16 protein-coding genes and 1 pseudogene are annotated in these 16,406 nt (G+C 43.0%); 9 read left to right on the top strand and 8 right to left on the bottom strand.

Going from position 1 to position 16,406, the window contains the following annotated elements; all coding sequences use genetic code 11:
- Positions 1-35: 35 nt before the first annotated feature.
- Positions 36-283: pseudogene (locus AB447_RS27065) on the bottom strand (NAD(P)H-dependent oxidoreductase); the annotation flags it as partial.
- A gap of 937 nt (positions 284-1,220) precedes the next feature.
- On the opposite strand from AB447_RS27065, the gene AB447_RS19845 reads away from it, so the two are divergent.
- The 3 genes from AB447_RS19845 (at position 1,221) to AB447_RS19835 (ending at position 4,239) form a co-directional block, all read left to right on the top strand.
- On the top strand, positions 1,221-2,141 hold the full coding sequence (locus AB447_RS19845; RefSeq protein ID WP_048354536.1) for an iron-hydroxamate ABC transporter substrate-binding protein: 921 nt from the start codon (positions 1,221-1,223) through the stop codon (positions 2,139-2,141).
- A gap of 86 nt (positions 2,142-2,227) precedes the next feature.
- Positions 2,228-3,238 (top strand): FecCD family ABC transporter permease, encoded by a 1,011-nt coding sequence (locus AB447_RS19840; RefSeq protein WP_048354528.1) that lies wholly within the window; start codon positions 2,228-2,230, stop codon positions 3,236-3,238.
- Positions 3,235-4,239 carry a FecCD family ABC transporter permease gene (locus AB447_RS19835; protein WP_048354527.1) on the top strand — a complete coding sequence of 335 codons (1,005 nt, stop codon included), beginning with the start codon at positions 3,235-3,237 and terminating at the stop codon, positions 4,237-4,239. The genes AB447_RS19840 and AB447_RS19835 overlap by 4 nt, the downstream gene beginning before the upstream one ends.
- A gap of 204 nt (positions 4,240-4,443) precedes the next feature.
- Here the strand turns inward: AB447_RS19835 and AB447_RS19830 are convergent, their stop codons facing one another.
- From AB447_RS19830 to AB447_RS19820, 3 genes are read right to left on the bottom strand one after another with little or no spacing between them, the layout of a single operon-like run.
- Complete coding sequence (locus AB447_RS19830) at positions 4,444-4,866, bottom strand: YecA family protein (RefSeq protein WP_048354526.1); 423 nt, start codon at positions 4,864-4,866, stop codon at positions 4,444-4,446.
- A 21-nt stretch (positions 4,867-4,887) separates the two neighbouring features.
- Positions 4,888-5,076, bottom strand: coding sequence for a hypothetical protein (locus AB447_RS19825; protein WP_048354525.1), 189 nt, complete (start codon positions 5,074-5,076; stop codon positions 4,888-4,890).
- 20 nt (positions 5,077-5,096) lie between these two features.
- Positions 5,097-5,654, bottom strand: coding sequence for a hypothetical protein (locus AB447_RS19820; RefSeq protein ID WP_048354524.1), 558 nt, complete (start codon positions 5,652-5,654; stop codon positions 5,097-5,099).
- 278 nt (positions 5,655-5,932) lie between these two features.
- Between AB447_RS19820 and AB447_RS19815 the strand changes: the two genes are divergently transcribed.
- The 6 genes from AB447_RS19815 to AB447_RS19790 all read left to right on the top strand — a co-directional run bounded on the left by AB447_RS19815 (position 5,933) and on the right by AB447_RS19790 (position 11,657).
- Entirely contained in the window at positions 5,933-7,570 is a 1,638-nt protein-coding gene (locus AB447_RS19815; protein WP_048354523.1) for a DUF2075 domain-containing protein, read from the top strand.
- A 2-nt stretch (positions 7,571-7,572) separates the two neighbouring features.
- Complete coding sequence (locus AB447_RS19810) at positions 7,573-7,884, top strand: nucleotide pyrophosphohydrolase (RefSeq protein ID WP_006639775.1); 312 nt, start codon at positions 7,573-7,575, stop codon at positions 7,882-7,884.
- Positions 7,885-8,273: 389 nt separating this feature from the next.
- Positions 8,274-9,176 carry an ABC transporter ATP-binding protein gene (locus AB447_RS19805; protein WP_048406230.1) on the top strand — a complete coding sequence of 301 codons (903 nt, stop codon included), beginning with the start codon at positions 8,274-8,276 and terminating at the stop codon, positions 9,174-9,176.
- Positions 9,173-9,910, top strand: a complete 738-nt coding sequence (locus AB447_RS19800; RefSeq protein ID WP_048354522.1) for an ABC transporter permease — start codon at positions 9,173-9,175, stop codon at positions 9,908-9,910. Before AB447_RS19805 ends, AB447_RS19800 begins: the two co-directional genes overlap by 4 nt.
- Positions 9,911-9,915: 5 nt before the next feature.
- A complete protein-coding gene (locus AB447_RS19795) occupies positions 9,916-11,058 on the top strand; it encodes a sensor histidine kinase (protein ID WP_048354521.1) in 1,143 nt (380 codons plus the stop codon).
- The gene (locus AB447_RS19790; protein ID WP_048354520.1) at positions 11,055-11,657 is read left to right on the top strand and encodes a response regulator transcription factor; all 603 of its coding nucleotides are present in this window, start codon (positions 11,055-11,057) and stop codon (positions 11,655-11,657) included. The genes AB447_RS19795 and AB447_RS19790 overlap by 4 nt, the downstream gene beginning before the upstream one ends.
- Positions 11,658-11,806: 149 nt before the next feature.
- Here the strand turns inward: AB447_RS19790 and AB447_RS27055 are convergent, their stop codons facing one another.
- From AB447_RS27055 to AB447_RS19765, 4 genes are all read right to left on the bottom strand, one after another.
- The gene (locus AB447_RS27055; RefSeq protein WP_048354519.1) at positions 11,807-11,989 is read right to left on the bottom strand and encodes a hypothetical protein; all 183 of its coding nucleotides are present in this window, start codon (positions 11,987-11,989) and stop codon (positions 11,807-11,809) included.
- A 376-nt stretch (positions 11,990-12,365) separates the two neighbouring features.
- Positions 12,366-14,345 carry a hypothetical protein gene (locus tag AB447_RS19775; RefSeq protein WP_048354517.1) on the bottom strand — a complete coding sequence of 660 codons (1,980 nt, stop codon included), beginning with the start codon at positions 14,343-14,345 and terminating at the stop codon, positions 12,366-12,368.
- Positions 14,346-14,694: 349 nt separating this feature from the next.
- On the bottom strand, positions 14,695-15,051 hold the full coding sequence (locus tag AB447_RS19770) for a hypothetical protein (protein WP_048354516.1): 357 nt from the start codon (positions 15,049-15,051) through the stop codon (positions 14,695-14,697).
- Complete coding sequence (locus AB447_RS19765) at positions 15,048-15,743, bottom strand: ABC transporter ATP-binding protein (protein ID WP_048354515.1); 696 nt, start codon at positions 15,741-15,743, stop codon at positions 15,048-15,050. The genes AB447_RS19770 and AB447_RS19765 overlap by 4 nt, the downstream gene beginning before the upstream one ends.
- Positions 15,744-16,406: the final 663 nt, after the last annotated feature.

Here is a 16,406-nt window from a genome sequence, read left to right as displayed (position 1 = left end):
GACTGTTTATATTACTGAGAAGTATTTTTTAATGGTTATCGATTTACCTTTCTAAAATAGTGATATATTTTTTCTAACTTTTCACTCTGCATTCCTTTAGACTCTCCATATTGCCAAGTTCAAATATTTTCACTTTCTTGATTCCTATAAAGTGAAACACCGCTCTTTTCATCAACACTTTGTGACTGTTATTCAACAGAAACAAAGGGTACTTCTCAGGGCCTTTCATAGTCAAAATACAGACGACCGACTTTCCTTACAAAAGCCCTTCCGGTAAAAGCCCTCCTTGTATAATGATTTTGACCTGACGTCGCACTTAGAAAAAATGGGTATCGATTCTATTTTTTCTCAACACCCCACTGTTGGATCAACGGTCAATCCATTAACATCCCAAATTATTTTCTACAGAATAAACAAGGATATCCCCGCCAAGTTTCGGCCAATATTCAATTAACTTCCTCTCTCTTAACCCGCTATAAAAGGTTGAAATCATCCTGTTGATTCATCACCGTTCACTCCGAAACATCATAATTAATTTTCTTTCTAAAAATTTTCATTTTTATGAGGGTACTATGATATTGACACAATTTCTGTATTGACATATTGAAAAATGAAATATATATTTATTGTTGATATTGATAATCATTATCGTTTATTTATTCGTTTTTCATTCTGCGGGCCACAAAGATGATTCAGCTATTTAGTACTGGCAACGTTTAATTGTAAAAAATCTCAGTGTAATGATTCTAGATAAAAGTAACAACCATCTCGAATCCAATGGTTGTGGAAAATCAACATCTGCTGAAGGCCATACGCATATTATTCCACATCAATTAGACTCAGTCCTTTTAGATGGAAAAGACATTTCAAAAGAAGACACAAAAGCATTGGCGAAAAATGGCCATACTGGAACATCGGACTATAAATATTTCTGATCGACACCCTTTCCGGAGGTCAATGTCAACGTGTTTGAATTGCTATGGCTCTTGTACGGGAGACGGGCATTATTTTTCTTGATGAAGGTGCTTTATGATTTACATCAACTGTTCGTTTTTTGGATTATATCATTGCATTAATAGACGGCGAAGTCGTGAAGGTCGGGCTTGTGAAGAGATGAATACTGCGGGAAGTCTTTCAAATTGACGCCGTTATTGGCCGTGATCCGGGAACAAATAAACCGATTTGTGTTACTTACAATTTATTAAGAGGTGAAAATGAGCATGAAGAAACTATTCATCCCGTTTTTGCTACTGCTAACTCTTATTATTAGTGCATGCGGCAATGAAGAGTCAGCAACAAAGAATAGCGGCTCAACAAAAAAAGAATCTAAAACGATTACATACCAAGCGGAAACAGGACCAATCGAAGTTCCAGCCGATCCGCAAAGAGTTGTTATGCTTTCAGGGTATACCGGAAATGTGTTAGATTTAGGAGTCAACGTTGTCGGTGTAGACACTTGGTCTAAAAACAATCCAACCTTTAAAGAAAAGTTAAAAGATGTTCAAGAAGTTTCAGAAGATGACCTAGAAAAAATTATTGAATTAGAGCCAGATTTAATCATCGCGTTATCAACAGTAAAAAATTTAGACAAATTAAATGAGATCGCACCTACTGTTACTTATACATGGGGTAAAGTAGATTATTTAACTCAACACGTGGAAATTGGCAAGCTACTAAACAAAGAAAAAGAAGCCCGAGCATGGGTTGACGACTTTAAGCAGCGGGCAGAAGAAATCGGTGAAGATATTCGCACAAAAATTGGCAAAGATTCAACTGTATCTGTTATTGAAGCATATGGGAAAGACCTTTATGTTTACGGTAATAACTGGGCGCGCGGTACAGAAATCTTATATCAAACGATGAAACTAAATATGCCTGAAAAAGTAAAGAAAGACGCATTAAAAGCAGGGTATTATACGTTATCAGCTGAAGTGCTTCCAAAATATGCGGGAGATTATATCATTTTAAGTAAGTACTCTGATGCGAATACATCTTTCCAAGAAACAGACACATACAAGAACATTCCTGCTGTCCAAAACGGACATGTCATTGAAATGCAAGGTGAAGGCGCATCATTCACTGACCCAATCACACTTGAAAAGCAACTAGCATTCTTTAAAAAAGCGTTTCTAGGAAACTAAGACTGGAAAAGTAGAGGTCTATTGAAAGGGGGTGGCCGGAAAGGGCAGCCCCTTTCCCATTCTGAGAAAGGAAAATGACGAGCTTTATGATAAGAAAAACTCAATCTATTACCTCATTTGCCTTCAAACTGATCTTAGGAATTCTAGTGTTTATTGGTATGTTTTTTATGGCAATGGTGTTTGGAGCTGCAGCCGTCTCAGTTGAAGATGTATGGTTGGCTCTTTCGTCTTCTGCAACCGGTGATCATATTTCGATTATCCGTGATATTCGGTTACCTCGTGAAATAGCTGCCATTTTTGTTGGCGCAGCTCTTGCTGTCTCTGGTGCAATCATGCAAGGTATAACAAGAAACCCACTTGCTGATCCAGGTTTACTAGGATTATCTGCCGGGGCTTATGCAGCATTGGCTGTTACGATCGCTTTCATTCCATCAGCCAATTACTTTTTGACGATGGTTGCCTGTTTTATCGGATCCGCAATCGGTGCCTTGTTGGTTTTTGGAATTGGTTCGATGAAAAAAGGCGGATTTTCTCCTTTCCGTATTGTATTAGCGGGTTCTGCTGTTTCCGCCTTTTTATACGCCATTGCTGAAGGGCTTGGCCTTTATTTTAAAATTTCTAAAGATATCTCGATGTGGACAGCAGGAGGGATGGTTGGAACAACTTGGAATCAACTGCGAATCATCGTACCTTTTATTATCATTGGAATTGTTGTTTCCTTTTTCCTTTCAAGACAACTTACCATTCTCAGCTTAAATGAAGAAGTTGCAGTTGGCTTAGGTCAAAATATCATCAGAATTAAAATCCTTCTATTTATTATCATTATCATTCTCGCGGGAGCATCTGTTGCTCTGGTTGGCAATATGACCTTTATCGGTCTTATGATTCCTCATATTGTTCGGGCAATTGTTGGAACCGATTATCGTTTTATTTTACCAATGTCTGCAACTTGCGGAGCTACTTTTATGCTATTTGCTGATACACTTGGCCGTACCTTAAATGCACCATATGAAACACCTGTTATAGCCATTGTCGCTATGCTTGGTTTACCGTTCTTCCTGATCATTGTCCGAAAGGGAGGAAAAACACTCTCATGATACATTCAGCATTAATTAAAAAACAGCGAATGATTTTATCGATTTCTCTAATACTCATCATAGCTACAGCTATTATTGGGATGGGAATAGGGTCTGCTAGTTTATCTTTTGACAGACTCATCCACACTCTATTGGGTCAAGGAACCTTTAAAGAGGAATTTATATTATATTCTATTCGATTGCCTCGAATATTGATTACTTTATTAGCTGGGATGGCACTTGCTATATCAGGTGCTATTTTGCAAGGAATCACAAAAAATGATTTAGCTGATCCAGGCATTATTGGGATTAATTCGGGTGCTGGGGTTGCCATTGCCGTTTTCTTTTTATTTTTCCCGACTGAAGCTGGATCATTTGTTTATATGATTCCAATTGTTGGATTTATAGGAGCAATTATAACGGGCTTCTTCATTTATCTGTTAGCCTATAGCAAAAATAGTGGTATGCAGCCTATAGGTTTAGTCCTCATCGGAGTCGGATTCTCAACTGCACTTTCCGGAGCTATGATTGTCATTATTTCTTCTGCTGAACGGACAAAAGTTGATTTCATCGCCAAATGGCTGGCAGGAAATATCTGGGGTGCAGATTGGCCATTTATTGGGACTCTCCTGCCTTGGTTAATCATCTTGATTCCGTTTACTTTGTACAAAGCAAGTCGACTAAATCTATTAGGATTAAGCGAGCCTGTAACCATTGGAGTTGGGGTTTCCATTGAAAGGGAGCGGATCGTTTTACTTTTAACAGCTGTCGCATTAGCGGCTGCTGCCGTTTCTGTCACAGGAGGTATTTCCTTTATCGGATTAATGGCCCCACATATCGCAAAAACTTTAGTAGGACCCAGAAATCAACTATTTATCCCTGTTGCTATTCTACTTGGCGGTTGGTTATTATTATTCGCCGACACAATCGGACATAACATCATTGAAACCACTATTCCGGCTGGAATCATGGTTTCATTAATCGGGGCACCTTATTTTATTTATTTGTTATTGAAAAAGTAAAAATCCATAAAACCGAGGCTGTCCCAATAAGTCTCCAAAAATTCATTTTTATATTTGATGACAAAATGGACCCATCAAACCATTTGGTATTGTTGATCTTCACAAAATCCATTTTGCGGAGGTGGTATGAAAGGGGAGGAGTTTTCTCTTTTCAGATACTTATGAGATAAGGCTCCTCCCCCTACCTCATTCTCCACATCATGATTAATTGTTCAAGCAACACTTTTTATATTTTTTCCCACTCCCGCATGGACAAGGATCATTACGACCGATCGCCTTTGGACTTTTGAAGTCGATCACATTCGTTGATGGTTGAGGATTTTGAGCTGAAGATAAGCCAATCACTGATTTTCTTCTTTGAGAAATTTCCTTTGGCGTGTGACCTTTCAACATCCACCTTCTAGAGTGATTCATCAATTCTGTCAGATGATAGGCGAGATCATTAATAAATTCGAAATCCGGAAATTCAAATTGAAGTTGAAAATACTCAACGGCTTGGTTCAAACTGGCATCATTGAGGATCATGGTATTTAGCTGTTCAGTAAGATCCTCAATATCCTCAGCAGTCAAATGATGATACTGGTGTAAAAACTGAATTAAGTTTTTCATTTCTCTCGTTTTTTCCACGTACCCTGGTTTGCCCGCTTTTTAAAGTTGCTCTTTTGTAAAAGGATAATATCCAATGCTTGGCCGCTTTTCTATTTCTTCAAAAGTCTTCTTCACATTGTACACCCTTTTATCTACTAAACCATACAGTGAATAAGCCATTTGCTGATAATAGTCGCTCGCACTGGTCAATACATCTGAAAATTCTTTAAAATCTATTTCCTGCTTCAACAAGTCACTCGCCATGTCAACTAAAACAGACGCACAACCCCATAATAATATAGTAAACCGTGACTAAGCCGAATCCACTCGGTATTTCGATCAATCATCTGGTGTAATTCCTGTTCATCTAAAGCGAAGAACTGTTCCATAAGTTCTATAGGAACGGTTAACCCCGGCTTCCCTTCTAAACGAATCGGAAAGATGATTCCCCAATCTATCAATGCCCTAATTTTTTTAATGGATATATTCCTTGGCACCTGAATTTTACCTGAATGACTGACGATTTTATTAAAAAGACCATACCTTTCCTGGTCAAATGTCGATAGAATTCTGCGTAAATGACTTGGAATCGCGACAACCAGTTCCTGTATTAACTCCGCTTTCTTCAAATTGCTTATTCCTTTTAACTCAAGACTCTTACGTATATCGTCCAATTCAATTTTTGAGAGAGGGAGCAAGCTTTCCAATTGATACGGCTCACTAACATTCTTCCACAGCTTCTGATCCCTTTTTTCCCGCAGCTCACGATTATGTTTCATTCCTTGATCGAATGCCGTTCTGATCCTATTCAACGTTTTAGAATCCAATACAGCCGCCTCCTATCTAGGCTTAATACTGGTTTTATTTTAACAGAAAAACTGCTTTTTCGGGCTGCTTCCTCGTCACCGCAACGAACCTTGACGGGAGATCGCATTCAAACGCAGCGATACAAGCGGCCACCTATTCTACGCGTCTGCGAAGCCTCTGCTGTCTTCTCACCCGGCATTGAACTTATCACCGCCGGAAAACATTTGCAGACTTATATCAATAAGCTACCATAAATATGGTACTATTATTTTAAAAAAGAGATTCAGAGGCTAAAACAATGAATGAACTTGTGTTTGAAAAGAGAGAATTCACTCCAGACCATGTAAACGTTGTAAAAGCACTGCATTTAAATAACTATCCGATTGTGTACATCCTTTACAATGAGAAAAAGAAACCGACTGCATATATTGGGCAAACGGTTCAAGCTGCACGACGTTTGAGGAATCATATAGAGGATAAAAGGCGAAAGAGTCTGAACCGCTTTATTTTAATCGGCCATGAAAAATTTCATCAGTCTGCGACGTACAATATTGAGTCGAATCTAATTAACTATTTTATCGCCGATAACCGCTACCAGCTGCAAAACGTAAGCCAGACCAGATCAAGGGAAATGCATAATTACTATCAGAAACCCTTTTATAATGAAGATATCTTTCAAGTCATTTGGGAGAAACTGAGAAAAGAGAAAATTGTGAGCGATTCCCTTGAAAACCTTAGGAATAAAGATATTTATAAGTTATCTCCCTATAAGGAACTCTCGCCCCAGCAGCAAGATATAAAAAATAAGATCCTTGATTTCTGTAAGGAAAATATACAGAAAGAAGGAAATCATGTCATTGTCATTGAAGGAGATGCCGGTACAGGTAAAAGTGTCTTGTTAAGCTCTCTGTTTAATACGATTCAAGATCTGGCGAAAGATGAACACACTTTTTTGGGAGGAACAGATAATTACTTGCTGGTGAATCACAGCGAGATGCTGAAGACATATAAAAGTATTGCCAACAGCTTACCGAATTTGAAGAAAAAGAGTCTTATGAAGCCAACACCATTTATTAATGAGAAAACCAAGACGGGAGCAACAGCAGATATCGTATTAGTAGATGAAGCTCATCTGTTACTTACTAAGGAAGATTCATATAACAATTTCCGCTACCAAAACCAGCTGGATGAGATTATTAAGCGAAGTAAAATCACCGTTGTCATCTTTGATCCAAAACAAGTCCTAAAGATTAAAAGTTATTGGAACGATAGATTGCTCGAAGAAATCAAAAACCAGTATCATGCGAAAACCGTAAGGCTTACAGACCAAATGAGAATGAACGCCAATCCAGAAACGATCAAGTGGATTGACAGCTTTGTTGAAAAGAAAGTTCTTCCTTTACCGACTGAAGACACCTCCTTCGAGCTTAAAATATTCGAAGATGCTGATGCGTTTAAAAAAGCTATTGAAGATAAAAACAATGAGGACGGTCTCTCTCGGATTGTTTCAACCTTTGATTATTTACATAAAAAAGATAAAAAGACTTACATTGTCGATGAAGAAGGGGTTAACATGCCCTGGAACAGCACCCAGGATAAGGTGACATGGGCCGAAAATCCGAATTCCATTAAAGAAGTCGGCTCCATTTATACCGTGCAAGGGTTTGACCTAAATTACGTCGGCGTCGTTCTTGGCCCTTCCGTGAGCTATGATGAAGAAAAAAACGAACTATTAATTGATACTTCCAAATACAAAGATACAGGTGCATTCATTTCACGTACGGATTTGTCGCCGGAAAAGAACCAGCAAATTAAAGAAGAAATCATATTAAATTCAATAAATGTCCTGATGAAACGGGGCATCCACGGCCTATATATTTATGCGACAGACCCTAAATTAAGAAAGAGACTACTTGAGTTAGAAAGGGGAAAATGATCATGAGTGATATTCAAAGCCTTATTAACGCAATCAATGAATTCAGAGATGAACGAAACTGGAGACAATATCATAACCCAAAGGACCTCGCCATCTCAATCTCCATCGAAGCAGCAGAACTGCTGGAAGACTTCCAATGGATCAGCAGTGAAGAAGCACTCAAAGCAAATAAAGAAAACATCCGTGAAGAAATCGCAGATGTTTTGATCTACTCATTCATGCTGTGTAACGATCTTGGATTGGATGTAAAAGAGATTGTGGAAGAGAAGATTGTGAAGAATGGGAGGAAGTATCCGGTTAAAAATAATGGTTAAGACACTTCTTTCTCCACAGCGATAGAGAGGGCTGAAACACGTTCTATGACAATGCATATATAGAGAGAGTTTCTTTGACAGCTCTCTCTCTACACCTCCATAGTAAATTCCCATCCGCAATCATACAAAAGAATTCAGTTGAAATTAAGCAAGCAGCCTCTGTAGAAGACAGGACGCCGATTATTACGGCGCCCTTCTTGTTTATCTTACAGTAATCCTCCCTGCCTTCATTTGCTTTACACACTTCCATTCTTTCTACAACGTTAGCTCCATATTATTTTCATTGTTTAAAAAATGACATTTGTCACCCGATTTTGATGACATCACATACTAAAAACTTCTTTCCTGCAACTGTACAATGACCTTAAGTAATCAGGAGGTGTTGTGTAATGGGGAATGTTGTAAGCTTGACAAACGTGGCAAAAACATTCCGCCAGAAAACGGCGGTTGAACATATCAATTTTTCAATTGGAAAAGGAGAAATTGTAGCGATTCTGGGGCCGAACGGGGCCGGAAAAACGACAACGATATCCATGATGTTGGGGCTGTTAAAACCGACATCCGGCGATATTACATTATTCAATTCCCTGCCGCATGAAAAACAGGTGCGCGCAAAAATCGGCACGATGCTGCAGGAAGTCAGCGTAACACCGGGGTTGCGCGCAGGCGAAATCATCGAGCTTGTCCGGAGCTACTATCCAAAACCGTTATCCTTTCAGAAGCTTACCGCATTAACAGGTCTGACAGAAAAGGATGTAAAAACACGGTCAGAAAAGTTGTCAGGAGGCCAAAAGCGGCGTCTGAGCTTTGCCTTGGCGCTTGCCGGTGATCCAGAGCTGATGATCTTTGACGAACCTACGGTCGGCATGGATATCACATCAAGAAACTGCTTTTGGCAAACGGTCAAAACGCTCGCAGATCGAGGAAAAACGATCATTTTTTCTACACACTACTTACAGGAAGCTGATGATGCCGCACAACGAATCTTGCTGTTTAAAGACGGCAGGATTGTTGCGGATGGAACGCCGCTGCAAATTAAATCAAAAATATCGAAGCATTCAGTTTCGTTTATGGCCGATCCGGAAAAATCGCTGGAGAAGCTGTATCAGCATCCGGAAATCGAGCAAATTTCCCGGAAAAACAACCGGATTTACATCGACACGACTAATACAGACAAAATATTGGAACTTCTTTTCACAGAAAAAATCGGCGCTTATGATATTCAAATTGAGCGCGCAAATCTTGAAGAGGCGTTTCGTCAGCTGACAGGCAAAGGAGACGATGTAAAATGAATGTATTTCAAATGCAATGCAAAATGGAAATCAAAAGAATGCTCAGAAACCGCTATTTTGTCTTTTGGTCATTGGTAATGCCCATTGCCTTCTATTACATTTTTACAAATGTCGTCAATACGAATGCTCCGGATCCTGGGGCTTGGAAAGCGCATTATTTAATGTCGATGACAACATTCAGCGTCATGGGCTCCTCGATCATGTCGCTCGGGATCCGCATGGTTCAAGAGCGCACCCAAGGCTGGTCGACGTTCATTCGCGTGACGCCTCTTTCTGATCATGTTTATTTTATCGCCCAAATGGCCGGGCAAAGCGTCATTCATATTCTTTCGATCACGGTTATTTTCTCATTCGGCGCCATCATCAACGGAGTTTCTTTGACCCCGTTTGAATGGTTCATGAGCGGCTTGTGGATCCTGCTTGGCTCCCTCCCGTTTCTTGCGATCGGGACATTGATCGGGATGATGAAAAAAGTCGATACAGCGGCCGGAGTCAGCAATGTGCTCTATATGGTCCTCGCTGTTACCGGGGGGATGTGGATGCCGCTCGAGGTGATGCCGAAAATGATGCAGAATATCGGCTATTGGCTGCCGTCCTATCATTTCGGAAATGGAGCATGGGAAATTGTTCAAGGCAAAATGCCGGCCTGGAACAATGTTTTCGTTCTGTTCGCCTATTTCATCGTGCTTATGCTACTATCTAAATATATGAGAAGAAAACAAGAAGCGGTGTGACCAGAATGAAAAAAACAATCAGCATATTTCCGAGCCAATACGGCTTCTTCCCCTATATCTTTTTAGTCTATTTGCTGATGCCGATCTTTTATTTGACGAAAGAAACGGGGGGCAAACAGCTTATCGGCTATGGAATGGTGCTGCTTTTCTTTATAACGTACCGCCAGCTTTATTGTGTTTCGCCGCAAAAAAAAGGATTCTCTTATTGGCTGACCGTACAGCTTTCAATCATTCTTATTTTCTGTGTATTATACGATATCAGCTTCATATTTTTAGGCTTTTTTCCGGCGAACTTTATCGGTTTTTATCGGGATAGAAAGAAGTTTCAGCACGGTCTTATTAGTTTAGTTTTCGTATTGTTGATCCCTTTTGTTTTTTATTTCATTCAAAGTAATTTATCCCAGACGGCAAGCCAGATCGTTCGCTTTCTTCCCTTTTTCATTATTATGCTCATGTCGCCATTCGGCATCCGTTCCATGTTCCGCCGGATAGAACTGGAACAACAGCTTGACAAAGCAAATCAGCATATCAAGGAATTAGTAAAACGCGAAGAGCGGACACGGATTGCCCGCGACCTTCACGATACACTCGGCCATACCCTGTCACTGCTCACCTTAAAAAGCCAGCTTGTCCAGCGGATCGTCACCATCGATTCCGAACGGGCGCGCAAAGAAGCAAAAGAAATGGAAATCACATCGAGAGCCGCCTTAAAGCAGGCAAGAGAGCTCGTGTCCGATATGAAAACCGCCACAATCGCAGAAGAGCTCATCCACATCCAGCAAATACTCAGAGCTGCGGAAATGACATTCCAATACGACGGAGACTCAGATTTTTCAAAAGTCCCTCCGGTCACACAAAATATCGTCAGCATGTGTATACGGGAAGCAGTCACAAATATCGTCAAACACAGCCGTGCCACCCATTGCACCATCTCCATTTCTCAATCGGATGAAAAAATGAGCATCATGGTTAAAGACGACGGAATGGGGATCGATCAAAAGAAACCGTTTGGAAACGGTTTGCGCGGAATGAAAGAAAGGCTCTCATTAATCGACGGAGCACTGGACGTTTCAACCCATAACGGCGCTGTTTTACACATCACCGTGCCGATTGTAAAGAAAGCAGAACGAAAGGAAGCAATGCAATGATTCGTTTATTTATCGCCGAAGATCAAAGAATGCTGTTAAGCGCCCTGGGCTCCTTGCTTGACCTGGAAGAGGACATGAAAGTAATCGGCCAGGCGGCGAACGGCGAAGAAGCTCTTGCCGCCATTCTGAAGCTAGAACCGGACGTCTGTCTTATGGATATCGAAATGCCCGTCAAAAGCGGCTTGGAAGTGGCTGAAGAGCTGACGAAACGAGGCTCAAAAAGTAAGGTTATCATTTTAACAACGTTCGCCCGCCCCGGCTACTTCGAACGGGCGTTAAAAAGCAATGTCCACGGCTACCTGCTGAAAGACGGAGAAATCGACGAACTCGCAGACGCCATCCGCAAATGCATGACAGGCAAGCGAATCTTCAGCCCGGAACTCACCTTCGATGCCATCCGCAAGGCAAACCCGCTCTCCGAACGCGAGCAGGAAATCCTGCGCTTGGCGGCTTTAGGAAAGACGACGAAAGAAATTGCCGCCGAGCTGTTCTTATCAGCCGGCACCGTCCGGAATTATATTTCTGAGATTATGAATAAACTGGGTGCGAAGAACCGGACGGAGGCGGCGAAGGTTGCTGAGGGGGAGGGGTGGATTTAAGTGTGGTTTTAGATGATTAGCAGTTCTTTGTACGATGGGCATTTCTGACGCTTAATTGGTTTTAGACCTTTCAGGATAACCATTTATTGAACAATTATCATTTAATGCCCACACTCTTGTTTTGGTATGTCTTTTTAACAAGTATCCCCTTAGTCGATTAGTTCACCAGAATGTTCTTTTAGCTGTTCAATACCAATTTTTATTGCCCTTTCCTCTGTATCAATCAGTGATAAACCTTGTTTGATTGGACTCCAATACTCATATGCATACTCGTCATCCCGTTCAAACCATTCAAAGACTTCTGTTGTGTAAAGCCTATCACATCTTTTCATAGCTTCAACTTGGTACTGTTTAATTGAGTATAAAATCCTTTTTTGTGATTTTATCCATTATTTCATCGCCATTTTATCTTACTAAAACTCGTCACCTGTTGATATAACAACGGCTTAAACATTCTTTTAATATGATTAAGCTCTGTCTTATCCTCTTCTTTTCGATAATCAAAAAATCCTCATCATCAAAAATGAAGATATCAGTACCATATGTAATAATCATCGTATAACATAATATCTCAACAATTTTCTGCTCGGACCAACGAGGGCTGTCATGGTCCTGGTCGAACAGCAAATGGTCCGTGCCGTCAAGCACGGACCGACCGCCAATTGCTATTGAAACGCCGCAAGCTTCATTCAACATCTGCATCTCAGGTTAAATTCGCCGTTTGCTGACACTATCGAAACACCAACGCGCAGCAAACAGATGGCTCAGCGGGATAACAAGCAACCCATACACCGCGGCCACAAGTACAGCCCCCATCTCATCAGGATCAGGCCTTTGGAACAAGACAACAACGCCCACAAGACCGGCCCCAGCAAGCATTTCTTTGGCCACGCGGCTCTGAAGAATCCGCAACCATGACTGGCCTGCCACCCGCAGCGGGAAGTCACGCTTCGCCTGCAGCAGCGCGGTGATCAACGCACTGATCGCAGCAGCGACAGTGAAAGCAATAACCAATGCAATCAGCGCAAGATTCAACAACCATACAACGTACGCTGCGAACTGCGCATGGAGAATCCCCTCTTCGGCAACATAGACAACTTTCAGTTCACCGTTGATATCTCGATCACGCAGCGCCTTCACGTCCAGGCCGTGTTTCTCTAGCAATTCCTGCGTAGCAGTTACACCAGTGAATACGATGTTGCTACCTGAGACCATGGAAGTCAAGGCAGAATCGTTATAGGTATCGTAGAGCGAGGGCACGACAACAACTAGGACATCGTCCGCAAAGTGAAGTCTTTCCCCTCCTCCTCCTTGGGCTACCGGTAACCGGAATCCGTCGATCGGCCGCAAAAACTTGAACTTACCGAACTGCTCATCGGAAAGCTCTTTCCTCGACAAAAGCTCAGCCTCTTCTCGAATCATTTTGACAAGCCCTTTTGGAATGCTGTTGTAACGTACCTTAGTAACAGCCGGCTGTGGTGCATCCATAGTCACCAAATCAAGCCAACGCTGGTTCACGAAAGAGATGGCTGAGTAATCTCCAAAATCGACTGGCATTGTCATTTCTTGAGTATATGTGTAGGAAAGAGCTACCTTATCAAGCGATTCCGCATCCTTCACCAGTTTACCAATCATCGGCTCCATGTGGTTCATCTCGTCAACGTCTGTCGCGAATACAATCGCGACCTGGTCTGAAAGTTTCTTCCACTGAGCCATTTCAGCAGCTATAGCTGAGGAGTGTTTGTATGCGGACCAAGCAGGCCCAGCCGCAGCCACCACCAGGAGAAACGTTAGCGCCTGGATCACGATCGCAGCTGCACGCAGGCTTTTTACCGCAGGTTGTCTGGTGGCGATCATGGTTGCGCTCGGCCATGCAGAGGCTGACATGACAAGCGTAGCGAGCAGGGATACGACGATGACGGCGACCTGCAGGCTGACCAGCGCCTTGAGGAAGGTACCGACGTATATCCAGCCATGAAACACACCCACATAGCACGACGCAGCCAGTGCCACGGCGCCCGCCGAAACCAGCAGCGCACCCCCGAACCCGGCCAGGTCCTGCACCTGAATCCGCGAGGTCGGGCACCCGCCCAGAACCCGAAGAGCACGCCCACGCGCTCTTAACGACAACCAGAACAACGCAAGCGCCGCAATCAGCGCAAATGCTGCAAGAACGGCGGCAGCAAATCCTCTTTCTCGCACAACGAATTCAAGGCTTTTAAAAATGGACGCATCCCCGCGACCGACCTTCACGCCTTCACTTTTCAGCGTGTCCTTAAACTCGCTCAAGTGAGCCTTTTCACCGGTCACGAGATAGAACCCATCGGGGTAGGAGGTTTCAAGCCGGTCCTTACCGACAATCTTGCCTGCACCATCGCCGCCAAACCAAGTAAATTCGGCGGGTAAACCTCTATCATTAAATGCTACGAAGACTTTGCCATCACCGTCGCTAGCAAGATCTGGAGCGACCTTGACCAGCCCAAGATCCCAGCGCGCATCGAGCTTCTCCAGCTTCGCAAACGCTTCAGTAATGGAAAGTCCCGATTCGCTGAAATCAAGGTTTAACCTGCTCTCGACACCAATGGCCTGGGGAAAATCTCGATCATATAAATCGGTGATGATTGCCGCCATTAGCGCAAGCAGAGCAAACAACGCGCCCGCGACAGCGACTATAATACGTTTATACACAAGCTGGACCTCCAAGAACTATTTGAAAATTGCCATGCTAAGCCCCGGCTAACACAACCGGTATCGCCGGGGACTGGCGTAATTGCCTGGATTAACAGGTAATGTTCCCCCTTCATTTCATTCCTCCTCATTTATTCAACTATTTTTGTCAATATTTCTACTCCTCAACTCGTTTGTCTCTGCCTCCTATCAATTCTCCAAAAGGGCCCATATGTAAAGCCTAGCCAGCGCTTCGTACTTGGCGTAGTTGGTCTGCATCCGGTTCGTACCGCTTGGCAAAAACGCGGAGCCAGCCTTGCACATAAGCGGTAGTCAACGGTTACACCAAGTCGGTTTTGCGGAAATTGAGTTAACGCTTCACCAGGTGCACCGGAACCCCAAACCCGTCGCGGCGGCTGAGCAGGTCGGAGATTGCGTCATGCTCGGATCTTGAACCATAGCTAACCATGACCAGCCCTCGGTTCTGGTCATCAGGACACGGCTTTCCTACTTCGACAGTAATGCCATCACCCAACGCTTTAATCTCCTCGACGAGGTCTTGATGTCTGGCAAGCGCTGCATTAGCCTCTGTTACGTTCGGCAGCTGATCGCACGGCGGATGAGTGTCTCTTGACACTGTGATCCATCCGTTTAGGAATGCAACTGTTCCAACTACAAGCAATAATCCTACGACGACACCGATTATGATCTTCGTGGCTGATTTCATGAGGAACCTCCTAAGTTGCCGGGATCGCTGGTCGACAATTGTTTTGACGAACTGTTGGTACCGACCTCATGCCGAGCACCACACGCGTTGATCATCTCCGAGTCGTGCGTCGACACAATAACCGTGCGGCCACGCGCAGCGAAGTCCGCAAACAGATCGATAACCTTTCGCCGATTGGTTGAGTCAAGCGAGGCGGTCGGCTCATCGACAAACAGGAATGCAGCATCCTTGTAGATGGCACGAGCCAGTGCGAGTCGCTGCTTCTCGCCCCCACTAAGGTGGCTAGCCAACTCACCTTCTCGACCCTGGAGACCCGTCTGCTCGAGCACCTGCGCCAACCGCTCTTGGTTTCCCGTGACACGCCGTCCAAGGATGCTCGCCTGCATGGTGACATTAAATGCCACCGACTCCTCATCCATAATGCCGTAATCCTGAAGAATGAACGCCGCATGATCACGCCAAAACCGCCGCCGCGCCGCAGTACCGTAGCTTGTGACATCGTGTCCGTCTATCAAGATGCGTCCCTGATTAACCGGGAGCAATAGTCCGAGGCAGTGCAAAAGTGTAGTCTTTCCACATCCGCTTGGACCAACGAGGGCTGTCATGACCCCCGGCGGGCAACGAACGGTCTCACCATCAAGAACGGAGCGCCCGCCAATTGCTACTGAAATACCCTGTGCTTCAATCAACATCCGTACCTCCCATCAAATTCAACGCTATAAAAAGCGGCACTCATTTATTCCATTCCCCCTCATTTACTTAACTATTTTTACTCTTCAAGCCGATTAATCATCACCCACCTACCACATTAATACGGAAACGGTTTTTTCTCACTCTTGTTGGCAGTGTCGTGACATCCTATTTCTTCTTTGTCACAAACATTAATTCCTTTATAACTAGCAAATTTCACTTGTTCTACCATAAGGAAACCTATTTGCTGTAGGAGCACAAGGAATTTGCTTCTTGTTAAATTGTCTGAATAACGGACGGTACCAACACCAAGCTTTAAAAGTGCAAGATTGCAATTTTCTGCTAAGGCTGACTGGGATAAAACTACAAAATTAAACGAATGTATTATTCTCCAAAAACAAAAAATGATTTGGTTGCTTTTTATGCCCTTTTTCGCTAATATGCACTATCCTTTGAAGCAACGGCTTTGGCAGGGCACCAAAAGCATCTCGTTTCTAAACAGGATGCATACCATGAAGAAAGTAAAACTTAAAAGAAAACCTAAGAATGAATTCTATAGGCGAATAAAGTGCCGCTCTGCAAAAAAGCGAGGTATTCCCTCATTATTTCTCAGAAATTATGGAACTTTGCAATCATTGTAATACAAAAAATACCGATTTTCAGAT

It is taken from the genome of Bacillus glycinifermentans, from assembly GCF_001042475.2.
Taxonomy (GTDB): Bacteria; Bacillota; Bacilli; order Bacillales; family Bacillaceae; genus Bacillus; species Bacillus glycinifermentans.
Note: the sequence above shows the minus strand (reverse complement) of the source record. Positions and strands in the feature narration are given on the sequence as shown.

Excerpts from the sequence above, each read along its gene's own strand:
- AB447_RS27055 (WP_048354519.1), bottom strand. The coding sequence starts at position 11,989 with ATGAAAAGATGTGATAGGCTTTACACAACAGAAGTCTTTGAATGGTTT.
- AB447_RS19790 (WP_048354520.1), top strand. The coding sequence starts at position 11,055 with ATGATTCGTTTATTTATCGCCGAAGATCAAAGAATGCTGTTAAGCGCC.
- AB447_RS19810 (WP_006639775.1), top strand. The coding sequence starts at position 7,573 with ATGAGTGATATTCAAAGCCTTATTAACGCAATCAATGAATTCAGAGAT.
- AB447_RS19845 (WP_048354536.1), top strand. The coding sequence starts at position 1,221 with ATGAAGAAACTATTCATCCCGTTTTTGCTACTGCTAACTCTTATTATT.
- AB447_RS19835 (WP_048354527.1), top strand. The coding sequence starts at position 3,235 with ATGATACATTCAGCATTAATTAAAAAACAGCGAATGATTTTATCGATT.
- AB447_RS19800 (WP_048354522.1), top strand. The coding sequence starts at position 9,173 with ATGAATGTATTTCAAATGCAATGCAAAATGGAAATCAAAAGAATGCTC.
- AB447_RS19840 (WP_048354528.1), top strand. The coding sequence starts at position 2,228 with ATGATAAGAAAAACTCAATCTATTACCTCATTTGCCTTCAAACTGATC.
- AB447_RS19795 (WP_048354521.1), top strand. The coding sequence starts at position 9,916 with ATGAAAAAAACAATCAGCATATTTCCGAGCCAATACGGCTTCTTCCCC.
- AB447_RS19815 (WP_048354523.1), top strand. The coding sequence starts at position 5,933 with ATGAATGAACTTGTGTTTGAAAAGAGAGAATTCACTCCAGACCATGTA.
- AB447_RS19805 (WP_048406230.1), top strand. The coding sequence starts at position 8,274 with ATGGGGAATGTTGTAAGCTTGACAAACGTGGCAAAAACATTCCGCCAG.
- AB447_RS19765 (WP_048354515.1), bottom strand. The coding sequence starts at position 15,743 with ATGTTGATTGAAGCACAGGGTATTTCAGTAGCAATTGGCGGGCGCTCC.
- AB447_RS19770 (WP_048354516.1), bottom strand. The coding sequence starts at position 15,051 with ATGAAATCAGCCACGAAGATCATAATCGGTGTCGTCGTAGGATTATTG.